This window comes from Flavicella sp. IMCC45668, from assembly GCF_057219105.1.
The window spans coordinates 3,133,077-3,154,671 of the sequence record NZ_CM170114.1; the positions used below are offsets into that span (position 1 = coordinate 3,133,077).

At 34.7% G+C, this 21,595-nt stretch carries 15 protein-coding genes; 13 read left to right on the plus strand and 2 right to left on the minus strand.

Going from position 1 to position 21,595, the window contains the following annotated elements; translation table 11 throughout:
• Positions 1-5: 5 nt before the first annotated feature.
• From AC2DZ0_RS12675 to AC2DZ0_RS12730, 12 genes are all read left to right on the plus strand, one after another.
• Positions 6-1,643 carry a RagB/SusD family nutrient uptake outer membrane protein gene (locus tag AC2DZ0_RS12675; protein ID WP_484642177.1) on the plus strand — a complete coding sequence of 546 codons (1,638 nt, stop codon included), beginning with the start codon at positions 6-8 and terminating at the stop codon, positions 1,641-1,643.
• Between the two features lie 213 nt (positions 1,644-1,856).
• Entirely contained in the window at positions 1,857-4,208 is a 2,352-nt protein-coding gene (locus AC2DZ0_RS12680) for a glycoside hydrolase family 3 N-terminal domain-containing protein (protein ID WP_484642179.1), read from the plus strand.
• Positions 4,209-4,210: 2 nt separating this feature from the next.
• Positions 4,211-5,833, plus strand: a complete 1,623-nt coding sequence (locus tag AC2DZ0_RS12685) for a sulfatase family protein (RefSeq protein WP_484642181.1) — start codon at positions 4,211-4,213, stop codon at positions 5,831-5,833.
• 7 nt (positions 5,834-5,840) lie between these two features.
• Entirely contained in the window at positions 5,841-7,412 is a 1,572-nt protein-coding gene (locus AC2DZ0_RS12690; protein WP_484642183.1) for a sulfatase, read from the plus strand.
• Positions 7,409-8,860 carry a sulfatase-like hydrolase/transferase gene (locus tag AC2DZ0_RS12695; protein WP_484642184.1) on the plus strand — a complete coding sequence of 484 codons (1,452 nt, stop codon included), beginning with the start codon at positions 7,409-7,411 and terminating at the stop codon, positions 8,858-8,860. Before AC2DZ0_RS12690 ends, AC2DZ0_RS12695 begins: the two co-directional genes overlap by 4 nt.
• On the plus strand, positions 8,860-9,753 hold the full coding sequence (locus tag AC2DZ0_RS12700; protein ID WP_484642186.1) for a sialate O-acetylesterase: 894 nt from the start codon (positions 8,860-8,862) through the stop codon (positions 9,751-9,753). Before AC2DZ0_RS12695 ends, AC2DZ0_RS12700 begins: the two co-directional genes overlap by 1 nt.
• A gap of 12 nt (positions 9,754-9,765) precedes the next feature.
• The gene (locus tag AC2DZ0_RS12705) at positions 9,766-10,863 is read left to right on the plus strand and encodes an endo-1,4-beta-xylanase (RefSeq protein WP_484642188.1); all 1,098 of its coding nucleotides are present in this window, start codon (positions 9,766-9,768) and stop codon (positions 10,861-10,863) included.
• A 327-nt stretch (positions 10,864-11,190) separates the two neighbouring features.
• Positions 11,191-12,621, plus strand: a complete 1,431-nt coding sequence (locus AC2DZ0_RS12710) for a sulfatase (protein WP_484642190.1) — start codon at positions 11,191-11,193, stop codon at positions 12,619-12,621.
• Positions 12,603-14,378 (plus strand): endo-1,4-beta-xylanase, encoded by a 1,776-nt coding sequence (locus tag AC2DZ0_RS12715; protein WP_484642192.1) that lies wholly within the window; start codon positions 12,603-12,605, stop codon positions 14,376-14,378. The genes AC2DZ0_RS12710 and AC2DZ0_RS12715 overlap by 19 nt, the downstream gene beginning before the upstream one ends.
• A complete protein-coding gene (locus AC2DZ0_RS12720) occupies positions 14,378-16,021 on the plus strand; it encodes a sulfatase family protein (protein WP_484642193.1) in 1,644 nt (547 codons plus the stop codon). The genes AC2DZ0_RS12715 and AC2DZ0_RS12720 overlap by 1 nt, the downstream gene beginning before the upstream one ends.
• Positions 16,022-16,023: 2 nt before the next feature.
• Positions 16,024-17,625, plus strand: coding sequence for a sulfatase (locus AC2DZ0_RS12725; protein WP_484642194.1), 1,602 nt, complete (start codon positions 16,024-16,026; stop codon positions 17,623-17,625).
• A gap of 14 nt (positions 17,626-17,639) precedes the next feature.
• Positions 17,640-18,491: a sugar phosphate isomerase/epimerase family protein gene (locus tag AC2DZ0_RS12730; RefSeq protein ID WP_484642196.1), complete on the plus strand. Its 852-nt coding sequence runs from the start codon at positions 17,640-17,642 to the stop codon at positions 18,489-18,491.
• Here AC2DZ0_RS12730 and AC2DZ0_RS12735 read toward each other — a convergent pair.
• Together AC2DZ0_RS12735 and AC2DZ0_RS12740 are read right to left on the minus strand one after the other, a co-directional pair.
• Positions 18,488-19,270 (minus strand): transporter, encoded by a 783-nt coding sequence (locus AC2DZ0_RS12735; RefSeq protein WP_484642197.1) that lies wholly within the window; start codon positions 19,268-19,270, stop codon positions 18,488-18,490. The two genes, AC2DZ0_RS12730 and AC2DZ0_RS12735, sit on opposite strands and share 4 nt — an antisense overlap.
• 122 nt (positions 19,271-19,392) lie before the next feature.
• Positions 19,393-20,439 (minus strand): dimethylarginine dimethylaminohydrolase family protein, encoded by a 1,047-nt coding sequence (locus AC2DZ0_RS12740; RefSeq protein ID WP_484642199.1) that lies wholly within the window; start codon positions 20,437-20,439, stop codon positions 19,393-19,395.
• A gap of 208 nt (positions 20,440-20,647) precedes the next feature.
• Between AC2DZ0_RS12740 and AC2DZ0_RS12745 the strand changes: the two genes are divergently transcribed.
• A complete protein-coding gene (locus tag AC2DZ0_RS12745; protein WP_484642200.1) occupies positions 20,648-21,592 on the plus strand; it encodes a glycosyl hydrolase in 945 nt (314 codons plus the stop codon).
• Positions 21,593-21,595 lie beyond the last annotated feature (3 nt).

Consider the following 21,595-nt stretch of genomic DNA (forward strand, 5'->3'; position numbering starts at 1 on the left):
AAATCATGAAATATATATATATCCTTATAATCGTTCTAGCACAAGCATTTGTCTCATGTGATCAAATTTTAGATGTAAGTGACAATCTTGCAGAAAGTGGGGCTTTAAATAAAGAATTGTTATACTCTTCTGAAGAAGATATTGAAGGTGTTGTAAACGGTGTCTATGCTAAATTTGCTTCAGAGTTTTATAGTGGAGGTAACTTTTTTCAAATGACAAGTGCACATACTCCTTATTTTTCAAGTTCAGGATCTAAAGGAGAGCAATTCGGAACTTTTAATATTTCTCCCTCATTGAAAAATTTGAATGATACATGGGTAGAGATTTACAGTTGTGTTGATCATGCAAATCATTTGATAGAGAATCTACATAAGTTAGCACCAGGTTTTTCAACTACAGAAAGAAACTTGGGGCAGGCACATTTTATTAGAGCCATTACTTATTTTGATTTGGTAAGGGTATGGGGAGAAGTACCTTTAAGAACTGTTCCAGCAGAGCAAGGAACTTTGTTTTTACCAAAATCATCAAAACAAGAAATTTATGACCTTATTATCGCGGATTTAACAATTGCTGCTGATTTGTTACCTTCTGAAGAATATATACCTGGTAGGCCATTATCATATGCTGCAAATGGATATTTGGCAAAGGTGTATATGAATATGGCTACAGAATCAGGTTTGTCAGGTTCGTCTAATGATTACTGGGAGTTGGCTTACACTCATGCTAAATTAGTTGAAGATTCTATGAAATATAGTTTAGTACCTAGTTATGAAGATTTATTTGCTGAGGGAAATGAAAATACTTCTGAAAGCATTTTTGAAATTCAATATACCGCCGGCGGAACTTCTACAAAAAGTGGTCAACATTCTTTTATGACGGCTCCAGCAAAATCAATCTATAACCAAAGAGATTCAGGTGGAAACTTAAGAGTGAATAGATTGGCTTTACATGATCACTATATAGATTACAATATCGCAACAACAGATGTACATCCTGATCCTAGGAGAACGGTAGCATATGTATCTGAACAGTATACAGAAATTGTGGCTCCTTTCAAGGTTCGAAAGATTTATCCTACTCAGTTTTCGGGTGGTTTCGCAGTGAATTGGATCAAAAAATATCAAGAAGTATCTAATACGAATATCAATTCTAATAGAAATAGAATGGTTTTTCGTTATGCAGATTTATTATTGATGTTAGCAGAAATTGAAAATGAAAGAGGGAATTATCAATCGTCTAAAGATTATGTAAAGTTGGTTTTAGATAGAGCTAATTTAAGTTTATATACCCTTTCAGGGATTCAAGGTTTAGTAGGTGGAGATGATTTAAGAGATAGAATTCTAAAAGAAAGAATTTATGAGCTTTTAGGAGAAGGGCATGAATGGTTTGATTTGCGAAGACAACAGAATTCAGGGGTTTCATTTTTAGAATCAAGAATTGATAGAAGACAGGTTTTAATGACAGGTGGTGATCAATTTGATACTAAAAACAAAACACAATTCCATAGCATTTGGAACCCAGATTTATCTTTTGTTACGGATGATGCCGCTGTTCTTGAAAAGAATATGAGGTTTCCAATTCCTTCAAATGAAATCATCGGAAATAATGCTTTAGATAATAGTGACCAGAATATTGGGTATTAGAATTATCAAGGTTTTTGTAGAATTAGCACTTGTAATACAGGGTTTTGACGAATACTGTACCTATTTTGATACTGCGTGCACCTCAAAATTACTCCAACAAAGTAATTTAGTGGTCAAGACCAATAGCTATTTTGATTGTTCTGTTTTATAAAAAAGACAATTGAAATAATTTAAAGAAATAAGAAGATTTAATTATAGAAAAAACAAGAAAGGATGAAGATCATAAAAAGAAGTTTTCAAGTTATGTTGCTACTATCAGTAGTATTGATGTCTTGCGATTCTCAACAAGAGAAAAGTAATTTAGACTATACATCTACAGAATTAAGTGCAGAAGAGAGAGTGAAAGATTTAATGTCTAAAATGACATTGGAAGAAAAGGTTGCTCAAATGTGTCAGTACGTAGGTTTAGAACATATCAAAGCTGCTCAGAATGATCTTACAGAAGAAGACTTGGATGTCAATGATGCGAGAGGATTTTATCCTGATTTGAGTATCAATGATTTGGTAGAAATGACCAAAGCCGGTAAAATAGGATCTTATTTACATATCGTTACCGTTGAAGAAGCAAATTATTTACAATCATTAGCAATGCAATCAAGATTCAAAATTCCTTTATTGATTGGTATTGATGCCATTCATGGTGATGGATTGTTTTCAGGAGCTACCATTTATCCTTCCCCAATTACACAAGCCGCTACTTGGGATGATGAGTTACTATACAAGGTAAGTGCTCAAACAGCAACAGAAATGAGAGCAACTGGTACGCATTGGGCTTTTACTCCGAATATTGATGTATTAAGAGATCCTCGATGGGGCCGTACCGGTGAAACTTTTGGTGAAGATCCTTATTTAGTAGGGAATATGGGGGTTGCTACAATTGCAGGAATGCAGTCAGATGATTTTTCAGGTTCTGATAATGTCATTGCTTGTGTGAAACACCTTGTTGCAGGAAGTCAATCGTTAAATGGTTTGAATGCATCTCCAACAGATGTTTCTTACAGAACCTTAATGGGAATATTTTTACCACCATTTAAGAGAGCTGTGCAAGAGGCAAATGTTTTTTCTGTGATGACCGCTCACAATGAAGTAAATGGAATTCCAGCGCATATGGACAAACATATGATGACTGATTTAATGAGAGATCGTTGGGGATTTGATGGTTTTTATGTTAGTGATTGGAACGATGTTTCAAGGATAGATACTTGGCATCATGTCGCAAAAGATTTTAAACAAGCAACAGAATATTCCGTTGGAGCAGGATTAGATATGCATATGCACGGTCCGCATTTTGCTGAATATGTAATTGAATTGGTAAATGAAGGTAAGTTACCTGAATCTAGAGTTGATTTAGCTTGTTCAAAAGTATTAGAGGTAAAGTTTAAACTAGGGTTATTTGAAAATCCATTCATAGAAGAAGGTTCATACAAGGAAGTATTGTTCAATAAAGAACATCAAAAAGCTTCTTTAGAGCAAGCGAGAAAAGGAATTGTTTTACAGAAAAACTCAGGGTTTTTACCATTGAAAAAAGGAGCGAACAAAACCATTTTCGTAACAGGTCCAAATGCGAATAACCAAACAACCTTAGGAGATTGGGTATCTCCTCAGCCTGAAGAAAACATCATCACGATGTATGAAGGAATAAAGAAATTAGGAGAAGAAAAGGGTTACAAAGTAAATTATTTTGATTCTGGAGATAGATCTAGAAAAATGAAAGATGCTGATATCAATAAAGCAGTTGCTCTTGCAAAAAAGGCTGATATCACGGTATTGGTATTAGGAGAGAATTCTTTTCGACATGATTGGCCAAACAAAACAACGGGAGAAAATATTGATCGTGCGACTTTGAAATTATCAGGGAAGCAAATGCAATTAGCGGATAAGATTCTAGCATTAGGAAAACCAGTGGTTGTGGTTTACGTAAGTGGAAGCCCAATTGCAGAACCAAGTTTAGAGAAAAGAGCAAAAGCGGTTATCAATGCATGGGAACCAGGTGCTTTTGGAGGGCAGGCTACTGCTGAGATTTTATTTGGTGAAGTGAATCCAAGTGCAAAATTACCATTGACTATTCCAAGATCTGTAGGTCAGTTACAAATGGTATACAACCATAAACCAACAATGTATATTCATAAATATAATACTGAGAAGAAAACTCCATTACATCCTTTCGGTTTTGGATTGAGTTATACAAAATTCGAAATTTCAAAACCGGTAGTATCATCTAGCGTTGTGGGCAAAGAAGCTCCAATTGAGGTTTCTGTTGAGGTATCTAATAAAGGGAAAATGGCTGGAGAAGAAATTGTGCAGCTTTATATAAGAGATAATGTGAGTTCTGTAACAAGACCGGTTAAAGAATTAAAACGTTACCAAAGAGTAGCACTTGAACCAGGAGAAACAAAAACAGTTACCATGGAGTTAGATGCTGAAAGCTTAGCTTTTTATGATATAAATATGGAGTATTGTGTCGAGCCAGGAAGTTTTAAAATCATGGTTGGAAACTCATCAGCGGATAAGGATTTAAAGGAAACTTCTATTGAAGTTAAGGAACGAATTATATTAAAAGATTAATTATGAAGCATCTTAGAGAAATTAAATCAGCAGTATTTTTTGTTGTAGCGATAGCTTTTGTCTTCGCAAGTTGTGGGACCTCTAAAACAAAAAAGAAAGAAAAAAGACCTAATGTGATTTACATTATGGCCGACGATTTAACTACGCAAGCTATAAGTGCGTATGGTGGAATTTATAAAGATATTGCTCCTACCCCTAATATTGATAAAATAGCAAATCAAGGAATGTTATTTCAAGATGTGTTATGTACCAATGCCATTTGTGGACCCAGTAGATCTGCAATTTTAACGGGTGATTATAGCAACGTAAATGGTTATTATAAAAATGAAAGCGGTGGTAGGTTTGATGAAAACAAATGGACTTTCCCACAAGAATTTCAGTCCAATGGATATGCTACAAGTCTTTTTGGTAAATGGCACCTAGGATCAGAGCCGAAAGGATTTGATTCATACAAATACCACGCAGCAGCAGGTCAGCAAGGACACTATTGGGATCCAAAATACAACGAAAACGGAAAAGAAGTCGTTGAGAAAGGATATGCAACAAATATAAGCACTGAATTTGCACTGGATTGGTTGGAAGAGAACAAAGGTTCAGAAAAACCATTTATGATGTTGTTGCAATACAAAGCACCTCATAGACCTTGGGAACCAGATCATAAATATGAAACTTTATGGGATGATATTGAAATGCCATATCCAGTTACCTACAATGATACCTATGAAGGTAGAGAGTTAACGGCAGGGGATTCAGAAATGACGATGGAATATTTCAGTAGACGAGATATGAAAATGAAAAGACCAGAAGGGTTGAAAGGAAAAGAAGGGGTGAAATGGGATTTTTATGGTGCAAAACCAGGAGAAATTGTAACGCAAGAAGGAATGACCTTTGAAGAAGGAAGAAACTGGAGATATCAGACTTACATCAAAGATTATTTGGCTTGTGTGAAATCGGTAGATGATAATATTGGTAGAGTATTAGATTATTTGAAAGAGAACAATTTAGAAGAAAATACGATTATTGTTTTGACTTCTGACCAAGGGTTTTATTTAGGAGATCATGGTTTTTTTGATAAAAGATTTATTTACGAAGAATCTTTAAGAATGCCTTTTATAGTGCGCTATCCTAAAAAAGTAAAAGCGGGAAGTGTAAATGAAGATATCATTACAAATGTTGATTTTGCACCAACTCTGTTGGAATTAGCAGGAATAGAGAACAAACAAAAAATGCATGGTGAAAGTTTTGCAGCTTCACTAGAGGGTAAAACACCTAAAGATTGGAAAGATGGTATGTATTACCACTATTATGAATTTCCATTTTGGCATCATGTACAACCACATTATGGTATAAGAACAGAAAGATACACCTTGGCACATTTTTACTATAGTATTGATGTATGGGAATTATATGATTTGGAAAAAGATCCAAACCAGATGAATAATATCATCAATGATCCTGCTTATAAAGAGGTTATTGTTGACCTGAAAGCACAATTAAAAACATTGAAAGCGGCCGTAGGAAATGATAAATCTTTAGAGGAGTATAGAAAAATTACCGACACTGATTTTGGAAGTATCATAGACCATCATGGTGAAGCTTCAGTTCAAGATTTATTAACTAAATAAAAGCAATATGAAAATAACTAAGTTTCTTTTAGTAGCTATAGTACTCTCTCTAACTTCTTGTAAAGCTCAGAAAAAAAAGGAGAGTACCATCCATGAGCAAAAAAATATATTGTTCCTGGCAGTAGATGATTTAAAACCATTGATTTCCGCTTACGGTGAAAAACAAATGCATACACCTAATTTAGATCGTTTGGCAAAAATGGGAGTTATTTTCAAAAACGCTAATGTACAACAAGCCGTTTGTGGTCCTTCTAGAGCAAGTATTATGACAGGTATGTATCCTGACAATACTAAAGTTTGGGATTTACATACAAATTTTAGAGAATCGGCACCACAATTAAAATCCATGCCAGAATATTTAATATCTCAGGGGTATGAAACAACTGCAGTGGGGAAAATTTATCACAAAGGGTCTACATCAAAAGGGCATGATGGTAAGAGCTGGTCTATAGCTCATACCTTACCAGAAAATTTCCCAAAAGAATACGGGAAACCGATGTATGCTTTTTATCAAAAACCAGAAACCAAAATGGCTATGGCCGAGCTTAAGAAACAAGCATTGGCTAAAGGTTTAAAAAAGTATGGTAAGCAAAGTAAGTTTGTTTTTAAAACATTGAAGCCTAGCTCGGAATGTATTGAAGGGCCAGATGAAATGTATCAAGATGGTTTGTATACGATTGATGCTATTAGAAAATTGGATGATTTGATAAAAACAGAAAAACCTTTTTTCCTTGGTGTAGGATATCAGAAACCACATTTACCTTTTGTAGCACCTAAAAAGTATTGGGATTTATACAAGAGAGAAGAAATTGAATTGGCGCCGTTTCAAGAATTGGCTGAGGGAACGCCGAAAGTTGCTTATCATTCCTTTGGAGAAATTAGAGCTTTTTCTGATATAGATAGTAGTTTAGGGATTGGTGATAAAATGCCAGTTGAAAAACAGAGAGAATTGATTCATGGGTATATGGCCTGCGTGTCTTATGTAGATGCGCAAATAGGAAAACTGTTAGATGCTTTAGAGGAAAGAAATATTTTAGAAAATACGGTTATTGTATTATGGGGAGATCATGGATACCATTTAGGGGATCATACAGAATGGTGTAAACATTCAAATTTTGAACAAGCCACTCGAATTCCTCTTATGTTTGCTGGTCCAGGAGTATCTAAAAATAGACAAGAAGAGACTCCTGTAGAGTTGGTAGATGTATTTCCAACCTTGTTTGAATTGGCAGGAGTAAAAGGAACCGAAGTAGATGGAAAATCGTTGGTGCCTCTTTTAGATGGAAACCAGAAGACAAGCCTTGACGTTACTTATGCGGTGAGTCAATATCCTAGAGGGAAAGATAAAATGGGGTATTCTATTCGAACAAAACAATATAGATACACAGAGTGGCACGGAGCTGCTTATAAAAGCTATAAAACGTATAAGGACTCTAATATTATTGGTAGAGAACTATATGATTATGATAAGGACCCTAATGAGACAAAAAATTTAGTCAATGAAAAAGAATATAAATCGGTTGTGGCCGATTTAAAGTCTAAATTGAAAAACCACTTAAACACCATTGAAAAAAGATGAGATTTCCTAAACTAATCCTATTGTTTTTGTTATTCGTGCAGTCAGTTTTTGCACAGGAAAAACCAAATATTGTAATGATAATTGTTGATGATTTCGGTTACCATGATATTGGATATCACGGGTCTCAAATACATCAAACACCGGCCATTGATAATTTGGCTAAAACAGGGGTTGTTTTTCAAAATGGATATAGTAGTTATCCGAGGTGTACACCTTCTCGTTATGGAATGTTTACAGGAACATATCCTGTGAATGAAAGTAAAGGTTATTTAGGAGGAATTCCCTCTGAAAAGAATTTTATACATCAGTTCAATAAAGCAGGATATAAAACATCTTACACAGGTAAATGGCATATTGGAGGAGAAGAAAGTAGCCCAACAGGATTTGGGTTTCACCAGTCTTACGCTGCAGGTCATGCCGGAGGTGTAGATACACGTCATTATCCTTTTAATACCAAAACATTAGAAAAAGCTAAAGCTAATGAAGGGAAGAAGAAAAAAGGTCACGGTGAAAAATATCCTGTGTTGAATGTTACAGAAGATGGAAAAAAAGGAGATTATTTATCGGATGTATTGACGGATGCTACCATTGGATTTATTGAAAATAGAGATAAAAAGAAACCATTTTTTACGGTTCTGGCTTATTATGCAGTACATACGCCTATTGAAGCAAAGAAAGAAGATGAAAAAAGAAATCAAAAAGAAATAGATGCTTTTGATTATGGAGATGGTCCCGAATACATAAAGGAAGGTGCAGGTAGAAGAAAAATGCGTCAAGACAATGCTGCCTACGCAGGGATGGTTGAAAATGTTGACGAGAATATTGCAAGAGTTGTGGCAACATTAAAAAAGGAAGGGTTGGATAAAAATACCATCATCGTGGTGACGTCTGATCATGGAGGTTTGTCAAATGGAGGTCATAAAGGGCAGCGTTTGTTAGCTACTACAAATTTACCTTTCAAAGCAGGAAAAGGATGGTTGTACGAAGGTGGAATCAGGGTGCCATATATTGTTAATTGGCCAGCAAAAATTACACCGAAATTTGATACTGAGTCGATCGTTTTAGGAATGGATATTATTCCGACTTTGTTGGATTTGTCTATAAATAAAAAAGTAGAAGGCATTGATGGAAAGAGTTTTAAATCAGTGCTAGAGGGTAAGGAAAAATGGAATGATAGAACGGTCTATTGGAGATCTGTCAAAGCAAGACCCCATAGTACAGGTGATGGAAAAACGGAGGTCGTTAGATCTGGTGATTATAAATTACTTTATTTTAAAGATACCGATAAAGTTGAATTGTATAATGTGGTAAAAGACGAAGGAGAATTAAATGACCTAGCAGCTTCTGAACCAAAAAAGAAAAAGGAATTGTTAGAATTGTTAAAAGGATGGAAAAAAGAATATTTAATTCCATCAAAAGTAAAGATATACCCACCTAAAAATAAGTAATGTATCAACTCATAAAAGAATTTCATATTGTTTTTTTTCTAGTTTTGTTTGCTTGTAGCGTCAATCAAAAAGGAATCGCACAAAAAAATAATGAAACTAAAAAGGTGTTTTTCTTCGCAGGTCAATCAAATATGGAAGGAAGAGCCGATGCGGATAAAATTTCATCAGAGGACTTTCAAAGGTTGGAAGCTGTAAAAAATAGAATACAGTTTTACTACAATGATCAAAAAGTAAGTCCGTTAAAAATTACTTTAGGAAATAGTTATGTTCAAAAAAAATTTAAGGTAACCCATGTTTTTGGACCAGAAATATTTTTTGGAATTGAACTTGCCGAGGCTTATCCTGAAGAAGAATTTGTTTTTATAAAAAGATCACAAGGAGGGACTTCTTTGTATGGAGCGTGGAATCCTAATTGGACTGAGGAAAAAGCTGCACTAACCAACGAATTAAAGACCCCTAAATTATACAGTGAGTTTATTTCTTTAGCACACTTAGTTCTAGATCCTTTGAAGAAATCTGATTACCAGATATGTGGCATGTTATGGGTGCAAGGGGAAGCAGATAGCAATACGAAAAGAGGAATGCAACCAAGCGAAAGTTATGGGCAAAATTTATCAAATTTAATTCATTCAGTTCGCGATGAGTTTGGAGTGCCTGAAATGCCATTTATGATGTTTCAAGTTGGGAATGGTAAAGTGGTTGAAGGAATGAAAAAGGCTTCTAACGAGGATGTTCTAGTGGGATTGATTCCGCAATCGAATAATAAAAATTCTAAAGACTTTTATCCAAAGAATCCACCACCGATTGGGCATTACGTAACAAAATCTATGAAAAGAATTGGTGTGGAATTTTATAAGTTGTATCAAGCAGATTTTGCGAAAGATTTTTTCTAAAAACAAACAGCAATGACTTTAAAAAAGAGCTACTTTCAACTGGTTTTTGTTTTTGTGTTGGGGGTTTCATGTACTTCTCAAAATAGAGAAGAGGGTGACAACGAACCAATGATGGAGCTTGAAACCGATTTATTGGTTGGAGCTACCTTAAACTACCATGAGTTAGGCACGCAAAAAGAAATTTTATTTTCAAAACATTTTAAATATTTGACCCCAGCGAATGCAGCTAAACAGTCCGCGGTGCTCTCAACACCAGATAATTGGAAATGGACTAAAATTGATGCGTTTTTAGACTTAGCTAAAGCAAATAATTTACAAGTTAGAATTCATGGCCCTATCAGTCCACAAGCTTCCAAATGGGCAAAAGATGATATTAGAACACCACAAGAATTACTAGAAAACATGATACAGTTTATGACTGCATCAGCAAAAAAATACAACGGAATTCCAGAAGTGAAATGGATGGATGTGGTAAATGAAACTATTTTAAAAGATGGTTCTTGGTTTGGCCCTAAAGAGGGTGTTGACAAGTGGGAAAACCCTTGGCTTCACATCGGTCTAGATGATGCTGGTTTTCCAATTTATATTTTAAAAGCTTTTGAACTAGCAACCGAACATGCTCCAAATGTGAAATTGGTATACAATCAAAATTCAGGAATGGAAGAGGTGATGTGGGATAGAGTAAAAGAAACCATCTTATACATTCGATCGAAAGGGTATCGGGTAGATGGAATTGGTTGGCAAGCTCATTTATTGTTAGGAGCCAAAAGAGAAGACTTTGTTGATAACACGGCAGCAACCATGGAAAAGTTGGCCGATTTGATCGACTGGGCACATGCCAATGATTTAGCATTTCATGTTACAGAGTTGGATTATTTGATCAAAGAAGGAGAAGATAAAACTGCAGAAAGATTAATTCAAAAAAGGGTATACCAAGCTTTAGTAACTGTTTTACTTGAAAAAAGTAAAAACGGAGAAGTAACTTTAAATCTATGGGATTTGGGAGAACGCTATAAATCGGGAACAGGACATTTTCAATCTATTTATGATGAGAATTTTGAGCCTACTCCGGCCTATGACGTGATTATTCCATTGTTGTCTAGAGAGTAATATTTGATTTTTTATGCACTAAGTTGCTGCAATCATTTGTTTTAGGTATTTTAATAATTCTAAAAATTATTAAAATGAATCAAAGGTTATGAAGTTTTTTATAATGGAAAGCGATCCTTATGAAATGAAAAATATACCTAAATAAAAATCAGTGGAGGCATGGATGAAGAATAGTGGCGCTGTATTAGAACTAAAAACGCATTGAGGCTAATAAAGTAGTTCGATTTTATTGGAATTGACGATTATTGAACCTAATTAGATTTCTAGAATAACCTCTTTTTTTATACTATTAGGTAATTTGCTGTCAACTAAATTAATTTTTTAATTATGATTACACAGATGAGATGTTTTGTTTTTTTATATGGATTGACTTTTCTTTTTTCTTGTAAAGGAAATCAGTCTAATAAGAACATACCAACTGTACAAAAAGCACCAAACATAATTGTCATTCATGTCGATGATTTAGGATACCATGATTTAAGTGTACATGGTTCTAAAATATACCAAACCCCACATATAGATAATTTAGCTAAAGAATCTTTTGAATTTACGAATGCTTATGCGAATTACCCAAGATGTGTTCCTTCAAGATTTGCCATGATGACAGGTAAATATCCAATTCAAGACGGTGATGTTCCAGATGATGGTTTTGAAATGACAGACGTGTCAGCGGATGAAAATTTTATCAATCAATTTAATACTGCAGGTTACCAAACTGCTTATTTTGGTAAATGGCATTTAGGACATGATTCACACGGTCCAAAAGGTTTTGGCTACAATTATTCCTTTGCCGCTGGAGCGGCAGGCTCTCCTATTAGTTTTTTATACCCTTTTAATACACCAAAAGGACATAATAGAAATGTAAAAAAGAAACCCATTGTTGATATAGAGGAGCGCAGTAAAGAAGGTGATTATTTGACAGATAATTTAACAACTGAATTTATTTCCTATCTAAAAAATGTCGACAAAAACAAACCTGTAATGGCGGTGTTGGCTTATTATGCCGTGCACCAACCTTTAGAGGCCAAAGAAGCAGATGTGAAACGAAATCGAAAAGAAATCTCTCAATTTGATTTTGGAGAAGGACCAGAATATATTTCGGAAGGACCAGGACGAACAAAAATGAGACAAGACAATGCAACCTATGCAGCAATGGTCGAAAATTTGGATGTGAATATTGGTCGAATTATGACTAGCTTGATGCAATTGGGTTTGGATGAAAATACAATAGTTGTGTTTTCATCAGATCATGGTGGGCTGTCTAATGATGGTTATAACAAACGCGGTTTGGCTACGAGTAATGCTCCTTTACGTGCTGGAAAAGGATGGTTGTATGAGGGAGGAATAAAAGTTCCTTTATTTGTTCGATGGAAAAACCATATTCAACCTCAAAAAGAAACTACTTCAATAGCTATGTTGATGGACGTATTTCCTACCTTATTAGATTACGGAACAGGTAAAATTGTTTCAAACGTAGATGGAAAGAGTTTGAAGCCCATTATAGAAACTAAAAAATCAAACAAAAATCGTATTGTTTATTGGCATTCGTCAAAAGCAAGACCAAAAAATACAGGTGATGCAAAGTCTTCAGCTATTAGAAAAGGAGACATGAAATTGATACACTTTTATGAAACCAATACTGTTGAATTATATGATTTGTCTTTAGATCTTTCTGAAGAACATAATATCGCTACGCAACAACCAGATGTGGCGGATGAATTATTGAAAAAACTAAACCAATGGAAAGAAAATTTTTAAGAAAGATATGTTTGATGGCTCTTTTTGTGATGGTGGGTAGCAGTATAACTGTATGCGCACAAGAAATCTTGAAAAAAGGAAAGGATATCACAAACACTAAAAATTTAAAATATACCCGAACAAATAAGGAATACGGAGAGGTCACATTTATAAAAAAAATGGAAGATTTCGAAGATGTATTGGCAATAGAAACCAAAGTGCGTCCAAAGTTTATTTACAAAGCTTCAACTTCGATTCCTGTAAAAAAAACGGAGTTAGAAAAAGGACAGAAAGTTTTGGTGTCCTTCAAAGCAAAAACGGTTTTTTCTGGATTAGAGACGGGGGAAGCTAGATTTTTATGGGTGCTAAATCAAACCGGAAATTATAAAGGAAATATCAATTCTACCATAAGTTTAGCAAAAGAATGGAAGCAGTATTATATTCCATTTGAGGTCAATCAAAAAGTAAAAAAAGACGACTTAAGGATGGCCGTTCAGTTTGGGTATCAACCTCAAAAAGCTTTGTTTGCGGACATTCATGTATTGGTTTTCGATAGATCTGTTCCCTTGGAAGCATTGCCAAAGACCAAAATTAAGTATGTCGGTATGGAAGACGATGCTGTTTGGAGAAAAAAAGCATTCGAACGAATAGAGAAAATTAGAAAAGGAGATGTGCTATTGAGTTTTAGCAAATCAGGAGAGCCATTGAAAAATAAAAAAATTGAAATCAAGCAAATTGAACATGAATTTTCATGGGGAGCAACTGTGAATGCGGCAGATATTTTGAATGATCAGAATCAATTAAAGTATTTGTCAAGAGATTTCAATGAGATTGTTTTTGCCAATGATTTAAAAATAAAAAGTTGGCATCGTGAAAAAAATAGAGCTAGAACGTTAGCTGCTATAGAAGAGGTTTCTAAAACCGATTTAAACATAAAAGGACATGTTTTGATTTGGCCAGGTTTTCAGTATCAGAACAAAGAGGTTCGAGAAATGGAAGATCAACCTGAAGCTTTGAGACAACTAATAAGAGATCATGTGGTGAATATTACAGAGACTACAAAAGGGAAAATCTCACATTGGGATGTGGTGAATGAGGCTTATACGAATAAAGACTTTCAAAGAATAACTGGTTCAGAAGAAGTTTTATATGATGGCTTTCGGATTTTAAAAGAATTGCAGCCAAATGTAGGGAGGTTTACCAATGAATACGGAATTATTAGCAAAGGAGGAATCGATTTTGAAAAACAGCAATGGTATTATAATTACATCAAACGCATAGATAAATATACCGGTGGATTGGTGGATGGGATTGGAATCCAATGTCATATTGGGTCTGATTTAACACCTCCAGAAAAGGTGGTTTCTATCCTTAACTATTATGGTACACTTAATAAAAAAATCAGTATTTCTGAGTTTACTATGGAAATTAACGATGCAGAGATACGGAAACAATACACCTCTGATTTTATCATAGCAGCCTTTAGTCAGCCAAATGTAAGTGAGTTTTTATTTTGGGGTTTTCATTCAGAAGGAAATCCAAAGGCAATTTTATATAACAAAGATTGGTCTTTCGCTCCAATGGGAGAGGCTTTTTACGAATTGGTGCATCAAAAATGGCAAACAAACATTACAAGTAAGACTTCAAAAACAGGAGAATTACCTGTGAATGGTTTTTATGGAACTTATGAGTACTCATACAAAGAAAATGGCAAAGTGAAAAAGGGAACCTTTGTTTTGAAAAAAGGAGGTGCGACAGAAATAAATATTGAATTGTAATGAAAAAATTGATTTTAATAATAGTTGCGTGTATTTGTATCGCATCACATGGTCAGGTACAACAACCAAATATCCTATGGATTGTATGTGAAGATATCAGTCCAACGCTATCTATGTACGATGATGCCACTGCTAAAACGCCTCATTTAGATGCTTTTGCTAAAGAAGCCATGGTTTTTGATAATGCTTTTGCAACAGTGGGAGTTTGTGCTCCTTCTCGCTCATCAATTATCACAGGGATGTATGCCACAAGTATTGGAACCATGCATATGAGAACTGGGATGGATATTCAATCTTGGGGGAAAAGAACCTATAAAACAGGGATACCAATTACAGATATTAACGGTGATTCTATCATTCAGTATGCTGCAGTAGTTCCGGCTGAGGTTAAATGTTTTCCGGAGTATTTGAGAGCAGCGGGTTATTTTTGTACGAATAACCAGAAAACTGATTATCAATTTGCAGCTCCGGTAACTGCTTGGGATCAAAATAATAATAAAGCACATTGGAGAAATGCTCCAAAAGGCAAACCATTTTTCTCAGTTTTCAATATAGATCTCACCCATGAGAGTAAGTTGTGGAAACACGATAAGTTACCTTTAACCGTAGATCCAGGACAGGTAAAAGTTCCGCCTTATCTTCAGGATACCGAAATTTCTAGAAAAACCATTGCTAGAAATTATAGTAATATTGAGTTAATGGATAAAAAGTTCGGTGCTATCGTTGCGGAGCTTAAAAAAGATGGACTGTATGACAATACCATTATTTTCTTTTATAGTGATCATGGAGGACCCTTACCTCGACAAAAAAGAGAAATTTTAGATTCTGGTTTGAAAGTTCCTTTTATGGTCAAAAGCCTCAATTCAGAAATAAGTGGTAGAACAGATCAAATGATTTCTTTTGTGGATTTAGCTCCAACTATTTTGAGTTTGGCGCATCTAAAAACCCCTAAATATATGGATGGTCAAGCCTTTTTAGGAGGATTTAATACTAAAGAGAGAGTGTATGTTTACGGAAGTTCAGATAGATTTGATGAGTTTACAGATAGGATTCGTTCTGTTAGAGATAAGCAGTATTTGTATTTAAAAAACTATTACCCTGACTTGAAAAAGTACAAGGATGTTGGCTATCGAAAACAAGTACCGTTGATGGTTGATTTGCTGTCACTAGCTTCTAAAGATGAGTTGAATAATTTACAGTTGATTTGGTTTGGTGATAAAACAACCGAAGAACTTTATGATTGTAAAGCAGATCCCTTTAACTTAGAAAATCTTGCGGAGGATCCTGCATATAAGACTCAATTAAAAAGGATGCGGAAAGCACTAAAAGCTCAAAAAAACAAAGATTTTGCAGATATTTCAGAGTCAGAAATGATTGCACAAATGTGGCCTGGAAATAAGCAACCTCAAACAAGTACTGTAATCGTGAAGCAGAAAAAGAAAACGATACAACTTTGCACAGAGACCAAAGGGGCATCGATTGCTTATTATATAGCCAAAAAGAATAATTTAAAATTAGATTTTAATAGTGGTTGGCAATTGTATACGAAACCTTTAACATTAGAAAAGGGTGTTTATCTATATACAATGGCAGAGAGAATAGGGTTTAAGGAAAGTGAAATTTTAATAACTAAAATCAATTAACCATGAGGTTTATCAGAATTGTAATTGCTGTGTTGCTAGTTTTTATGTCTTTTCAATTTGTTCAAGGTCAAGATAAAAAGCCAAATATATTGATGATTTGCGTAGATGATCTTAGGAATAATATTGGAGTCTATGGCGATGAACAAGCAATAACTCCGAATATTGACCGGTTAGCCAAACGAGGAGTGGTTTTTAGAAATCATCAAGTTCAATATGCCGTATGTGGTCCTTCAAGAGCAGCGTTGACGACAAGTTTAATGCCGGAAGAAACTGGAGTGATTGGTTTTAAACCAATCCGAGCGAAACTAAACAATGTGATTTTTTTACCTCAATATTTTAAAGAGAACGGATATACTACTGCGGCAGCCGGAAAAATTCATGATCCGAGAACGGTAGGTGTTAAAGGACAAAAATCAAAAGATGGCGATGATATCGCTTCTTGGTCTATCCCGTATTATGCCCCTAAAAACGGACATCATCCAAAAAACGTGGCCATAGATGCAGTGGATTTACCTGATGAGAGGTATACCGATGCAATGATTCGGATTGAAGGATTGAAATTGTTAGAAAAAGTTGCGAAAAAAGACGATCCATTCTTTTTAGCAATCGGATTTAAAAAACCACATGAACCCTTTATTGCTCCAAAAAAATATTGGGATTTGTATGACAACACAAAATTCAAAATAGCAGCCAATCAAGCGGCTCCAATTGGAAGAGAAGATTTAAAAAAATATGCGCCTCATGGTAAAGATGTCCAAAACAATATGGATAAGAAAACCGGTTTGGTCAATGAAAAATTTCAGTTAGAGTTGAAAAAAGGCTACTATGCCTGCACTTCGTTTGTAGATGCTCAAATTGGATTGGTGTTAGATGAGCTGGAAAAATTAGGGCTTTCAGAGAATACAATCATCGTGCTTTGGGGGGATCATGGTTTGTTTTTAGGAGAACATGGTCGTTGGAATAAACACTCAAATTTAGAAGTGGCTTCATCATCTCCATTGATTATTGTAGATCCTAGAAATTCTGAAGCTAGAGGGGAGACTTTTTCTGCAGTTTCAACCGTTGATTTGTATCCTACTTTATGCGAGTTATCTGGGTTGAAAATTCCGGAACAGCCTAAAAATAATTCCAAATCAACAGGAAGAGCTTTAAAGGGTAGAAGTTTAGTGCCGATTTTGAATGATAGAAATGCACAAGTAAAAATAGGTGCAGTTACCGTGTATAGAGGACAACGTGGAATAGGATACGGGTACCGAGTAAAGGGAAAATATCGTTATATCGAATGGGTGAAAAAAGGAAAAGAAAATTTCTATGAATTGTATGATTATCAACTGGACCCTAATGAAACGATGAATTTAGCTGTGGTTTCTAAAGATACCTACGAACCGTTGCTTCATAAATTTTCAAGAGATATTAGAGCGCATGGAGAAGGTGCTGGTTGTATGGCTTTACTGAAAACGGCACCGTATAAGATTTCTTCCAAAAACGAAAAAAATATTTTAGTTAGAGATGCTGATAATGATGGAACTCCGGATGATGAGGAAGGAACCATAGACAGCAACAACAACGGAATTATGGATTATTTAGATAGTGCTGTACATTAATTAAACTGACTTTAATGAAAAAAATGTTTTTTTTAGGGCTTCTGATTTTTACTGCCTGTAATACTCCTGTTTCTGAAAACACCTTTTCCAAAGAAAATTTAATTCCATGGTCGATTGTTGGTTTTGATGTTAAAGAACGGACTCCTAAAGAACGAATTGAAATGATTCAGAATTTAGGATATAAACAATACGGTTACGGTCATAGAGTTAGACATATACCTACCATGGCGAAAGAATGGAAACTTGCTCAAGAAAAAGGAGTTAAAATCCATAATGTTTGGTTGTATATAAATTTATCAAAAGATGCTCCTGATGCGCTAAGAGCACAGAATGAAGCAGTATTTGAAAATTTAGAAAAAACAGGTTTGCACACTCAGGTTTGGGTGGGTATGGATCCAAAATTTTTCACGAATGTCTCTGATAAAGTTGCATTTGAAAAAGCGAAAGCTATGATCGCTTATCTTTCTGCAAGAGCTAAATCTTTAGGGTGTAAAATAGCATTATACAATCATGGTGGATGGTATGGGAATCCTAAAAATCAACTTCAAATTATTTCTCAATTCCCAAAAGGTGAAATAGGGATTATTTATAATTTCCATCATGCTCACGAAGATGTAGAAAATTTCAAAGAAAACATTCAGTTGATGTATCTTTATTTGTGGTGTGTGAATTTGAATGGAATGAAAAAAGAAGGCCCCAAAATAATTACAATTGGTGAAGGGGATTTAGAAAAAAACATGATACAAGAATTGATAGATCTTGGCTATAAAGGGCCTTGGGGTATTTTAGGACATGTAAAAGGTGGAGACCCAGAAGATATTTTGGAAAAAAATTATAAAGGTCTTCAAAAAATGTTTTTGAATTAAAACTTGTAAAATAAAGCTACAACTGCTTTGTTTGCTTTTATGGCTTCGTTTTTTGTTAAGTCTTGAATATATTTTGCATTCATGAAAAAGTGTTTTCCCAACGGGATTCCAGCATCTATACCAATTCCAGAAACAGAAGATTTGTCGTTGAAAATAGGTTCTGAGTTTACGTATTCTGGACTGATATTCGCATTATAGTATCCTAGTAATCCTACGGTTTTTCCTTTCGTGAAATGTCTAGAGAAATTTGCTTCTACGATAAATGCATCCCCAAACTCTTTTTCGCTAGTTCCTTTTTTGTGTCTGTATTCATAAATAATTCCTCCGTTTAAAGAATACTTGTTTTCATTATAATATCTGGTTGCTTTTAAAGAAAACAAATGTCCATTCAGAGGTAGATCTTGTCCATACATAAATGAATAGCTTCCTTGGAGTTTTAAGTTGTCTAGATCCCATGACAACTGAATTGGGGTAAAAGCGGTAACAGGTAAAAAACTCGATGAAAAGTTGTCATTGAAAATTACAGGTTGTGCAATTCCTATTGTATATTTTCCTCCAAGTATTGAATATCCGGTGTTCCAAGAAAGGGCTGTAACTGTAGGATTGATTTTGCTAGAAAATAGAGCTATGGCACCTACACTAACACCATCTCCTGAATAGGTTGCCGCGTTTGCATTGGTTGCACCTCCAAGACCAGGAAGTGTTAAGGATCCAAACATTTGAGCATTGGTAAATTGAATTCCGAATAATAAGATTGCTAGATAGATTAGTTTTTTCATGGTATAGGTTTTAAAATAGGTTCTCTATTTATAGTAGCGTAATAGTTTGTGAAAAACCCTAATTTATAATTGAAAAAAGTCCGTATAAAATATACGGACTGATTTTTTTAGTTAATTATACATTATTCTCTAGTGATTGGTTGGTAACTACATCTCAATCCACCACCAAAGTAATTTGCTTTTTTGTAAGGGATTTCATGCACTTCAATTCCCATTTCTCTTACTTTTTTTGCGATTTTCGGAAAAGCATCTGACATAAGAATGGTTTTACTGTTTACCACAATTCCGTTGGTAGCCATAATTTGAGCTTCTTCAGGTTTTGCTGTTACCCATTCTCTGTTTTTCAATTTTGCTGGCAATGCATCAAAGTCGATAAAATCTTCTTTACAGATTATTCCTTGGTTTTCGTTAATCAACATCATCGCACAGTCTAAATGTAAAACGTTTTTATGCAAAGCGATTGCGTGTACTTTATAACTATTTCCTAAAGTTTCTTGTAACCATGCGATACCTTTTTCGTTAGAAGCATTTCCACTTATTCCAACATAAATATCTTTTCCGTCTACAAAAACATCTCCACCTTCGATGTACATATTGTCTTCATGGTAGCCTAATTTGTTTGCAGGCATGCTAATCACTTCACCGTTGTAATTTTTAGCAAGGTCTAAAGCAATTCTTCTATAGTTTGCAGATTCTTGTCTTCTTTGTTCTGTATACATATTGGTAATGATAAATTTATTTCCAATGGTGATAATAGGGTCTCTAGAGTATACTTGAGCGGTACCTGTTACCTGAAACTCCATTTCGTCTGGTCGTCTAACCTTAACTCCTAGTTCCTCCAATTTTTTAACTAGATTCTCGGTTTCGATATGATACTCTTGATCATCTTCTGGATATACGTCAGCAAGTGATTGTTCTTGAGATTTTGCCATGTATTTAAATGCAGCATCCGTTATATAAGGATAATGAGCTCTTACATCGTTGCTGATTTTAGGAGTATTAAAAGTGTTAGCTTCCCATCTACCAACAACAACTTCTTTAAGTTGATTCCATTCTGTATTGTTTTGTATCATTTTGCTAGAATTTTTTTCGTTTAATGGATTGTTAAATGCTGTTAGTACTCCTGCTCCGATTACTGTTGCGATTGCTATATTCTTAAAAGTTTTCATAATGTATAGTTTTTAATTAATTATTGTCTTCATAAATAATAGCGTGAGAAGCAGTAAAAAACCCTAAAAATATTTGTGTTTTTTTTATTTTTTATCTGTAACGCCTCTGTTTTTGTGTTTGTTAGATGTTTTCTGAACTTATTTTGACAAATATGAAACCTAAATTTTAAGCATGTTTTGCAATTTTGTGTCAACCAAACCAACCAATATGTTTTTTAGTTTTTGCAGCCATAAAAAAAGAATTATCCTACCTCTATATATATGTGTTTGCTCATTATTAGGTTGTTCTAATGTTAGTTCACTAGAAGAAACATATCCTACCCCAAAAAAACATATTGGTTTTAATATGCGTTGGGGAGATACTCCCGTAATCACAGAAAAATTGGTGTCAACTATCTCTAAAATGGAGCCCACTATGTTGCGATACCCTGGGGGAACTATGGCGCATAATTTTAATTGGGAAACCGGATTGCCAAGTGAGCCTACCGTTAAGGATATTGAACATAAAATTGAAGACGTGAAGTTGTTGGCAGATGGTACGAATACCCAAATTATTTTTGTGGTTGATATTGTGAAAAGTACCATGGAAAATCAATTGAAAATGTTGGAAGCTGCTAAGGTTCCTGTGAGGTTTGTGGAGATTGGAAATGAGTTGTATTCCGATCATTATGAGGAAGTTTTTCCTAGTGGAAAAGCTTATGCTGATACGATTAATAAGTGGGTCCCTCGAATCAGAAAAAAGTTTCCCTTAGCAAAGTTTGGAGTTTCTATGATAGGAAGGCAGGCAGGGAATGAAAGAAAACAAAATTGGAATCAAGATGTGTATTCCAATATCAAAGTAGCTATTGATGCTCTTGTTTATCATTTGTATGTGCATGTAGATGAAACTGTACAAGATAGAATAGACCGATTTTTACCCCATTATATAAAGGATGAGAATAAAGAATTGTGGGTAACCGAATATGGAGCTCAAAGTCACTCGATTGAACAAACTAAGGAATTAGCGGATTATGTGGAGTCTATTGCAACTATTTCATTAAGTCATGTTTTGATTTCACGTTCCGGGAGGTACAGCAAAATTGATGAGGAATCTGAATTGACAGAAGAAGGAGCCTTTTTTGTGAATAGGCGAAATAAAAACAACCAATATTAATTT

What these genes read in the sequence shown, in the direction of transcription:
- AC2DZ0_RS12740 (WP_484642199.1), bottom strand. Translation starts at nt 20,439, where the DNA reads ATGAAAACTTTTAAGAATATAGCAATCGCAACAGTAATCGGAGCAGGA.
- AC2DZ0_RS12705 (WP_484642188.1), top strand. Translation starts at nt 9,766, where the DNA reads ATGACTTTAAAAAAGAGCTACTTTCAACTGGTTTTTGTTTTTGTGTTG.
- AC2DZ0_RS12735 (WP_484642197.1), bottom strand. Translation starts at nt 19,270, where the DNA reads ATGAAAAAACTAATCTATCTAGCAATCTTATTATTCGGAATTCAATTT.
- AC2DZ0_RS12730 (WP_484642196.1), top strand. Translation starts at nt 17,640, where the DNA reads ATGAAAAAAATGTTTTTTTTAGGGCTTCTGATTTTTACTGCCTGTAAT.
- AC2DZ0_RS12685 (WP_484642181.1), top strand. Translation starts at nt 4,211, where the DNA reads ATGAAGCATCTTAGAGAAATTAAATCAGCAGTATTTTTTGTTGTAGCG.
- AC2DZ0_RS12680 (WP_484642179.1), top strand. Translation starts at nt 1,857, where the DNA reads ATGAAGATCATAAAAAGAAGTTTTCAAGTTATGTTGCTACTATCAGTA.
- AC2DZ0_RS12725 (WP_484642194.1), top strand. Translation starts at nt 16,024, where the DNA reads ATGAGGTTTATCAGAATTGTAATTGCTGTGTTGCTAGTTTTTATGTCT.
- AC2DZ0_RS12700 (WP_484642186.1), top strand. Translation starts at nt 8,860, where the DNA reads ATGTATCAACTCATAAAAGAATTTCATATTGTTTTTTTTCTAGTTTTG.
- AC2DZ0_RS12690 (WP_484642183.1), top strand. Translation starts at nt 5,841, where the DNA reads ATGAAAATAACTAAGTTTCTTTTAGTAGCTATAGTACTCTCTCTAACT.
- AC2DZ0_RS12695 (WP_484642184.1), top strand. Translation starts at nt 7,409, where the DNA reads ATGAGATTTCCTAAACTAATCCTATTGTTTTTGTTATTCGTGCAGTCA.
- AC2DZ0_RS12720 (WP_484642193.1), top strand. Translation starts at nt 14,378, where the DNA reads ATGAAAAAATTGATTTTAATAATAGTTGCGTGTATTTGTATCGCATCA.
- AC2DZ0_RS12715 (WP_484642192.1), top strand. Translation starts at nt 12,603, where the DNA reads ATGGAAAGAAAATTTTTAAGAAAGATATGTTTGATGGCTCTTTTTGTG.
- AC2DZ0_RS12745 (WP_484642200.1), top strand. Translation starts at nt 20,648, where the DNA reads ATGTTTTTTAGTTTTTGCAGCCATAAAAAAAGAATTATCCTACCTCTA.
- AC2DZ0_RS12675 (WP_484642177.1), top strand. Translation starts at nt 6, where the DNA reads ATGAAATATATATATATCCTTATAATCGTTCTAGCACAAGCATTTGTC.
- AC2DZ0_RS12710 (WP_484642190.1), top strand. Translation starts at nt 11,191, where the DNA reads ATGATTACACAGATGAGATGTTTTGTTTTTTTATATGGATTGACTTTT.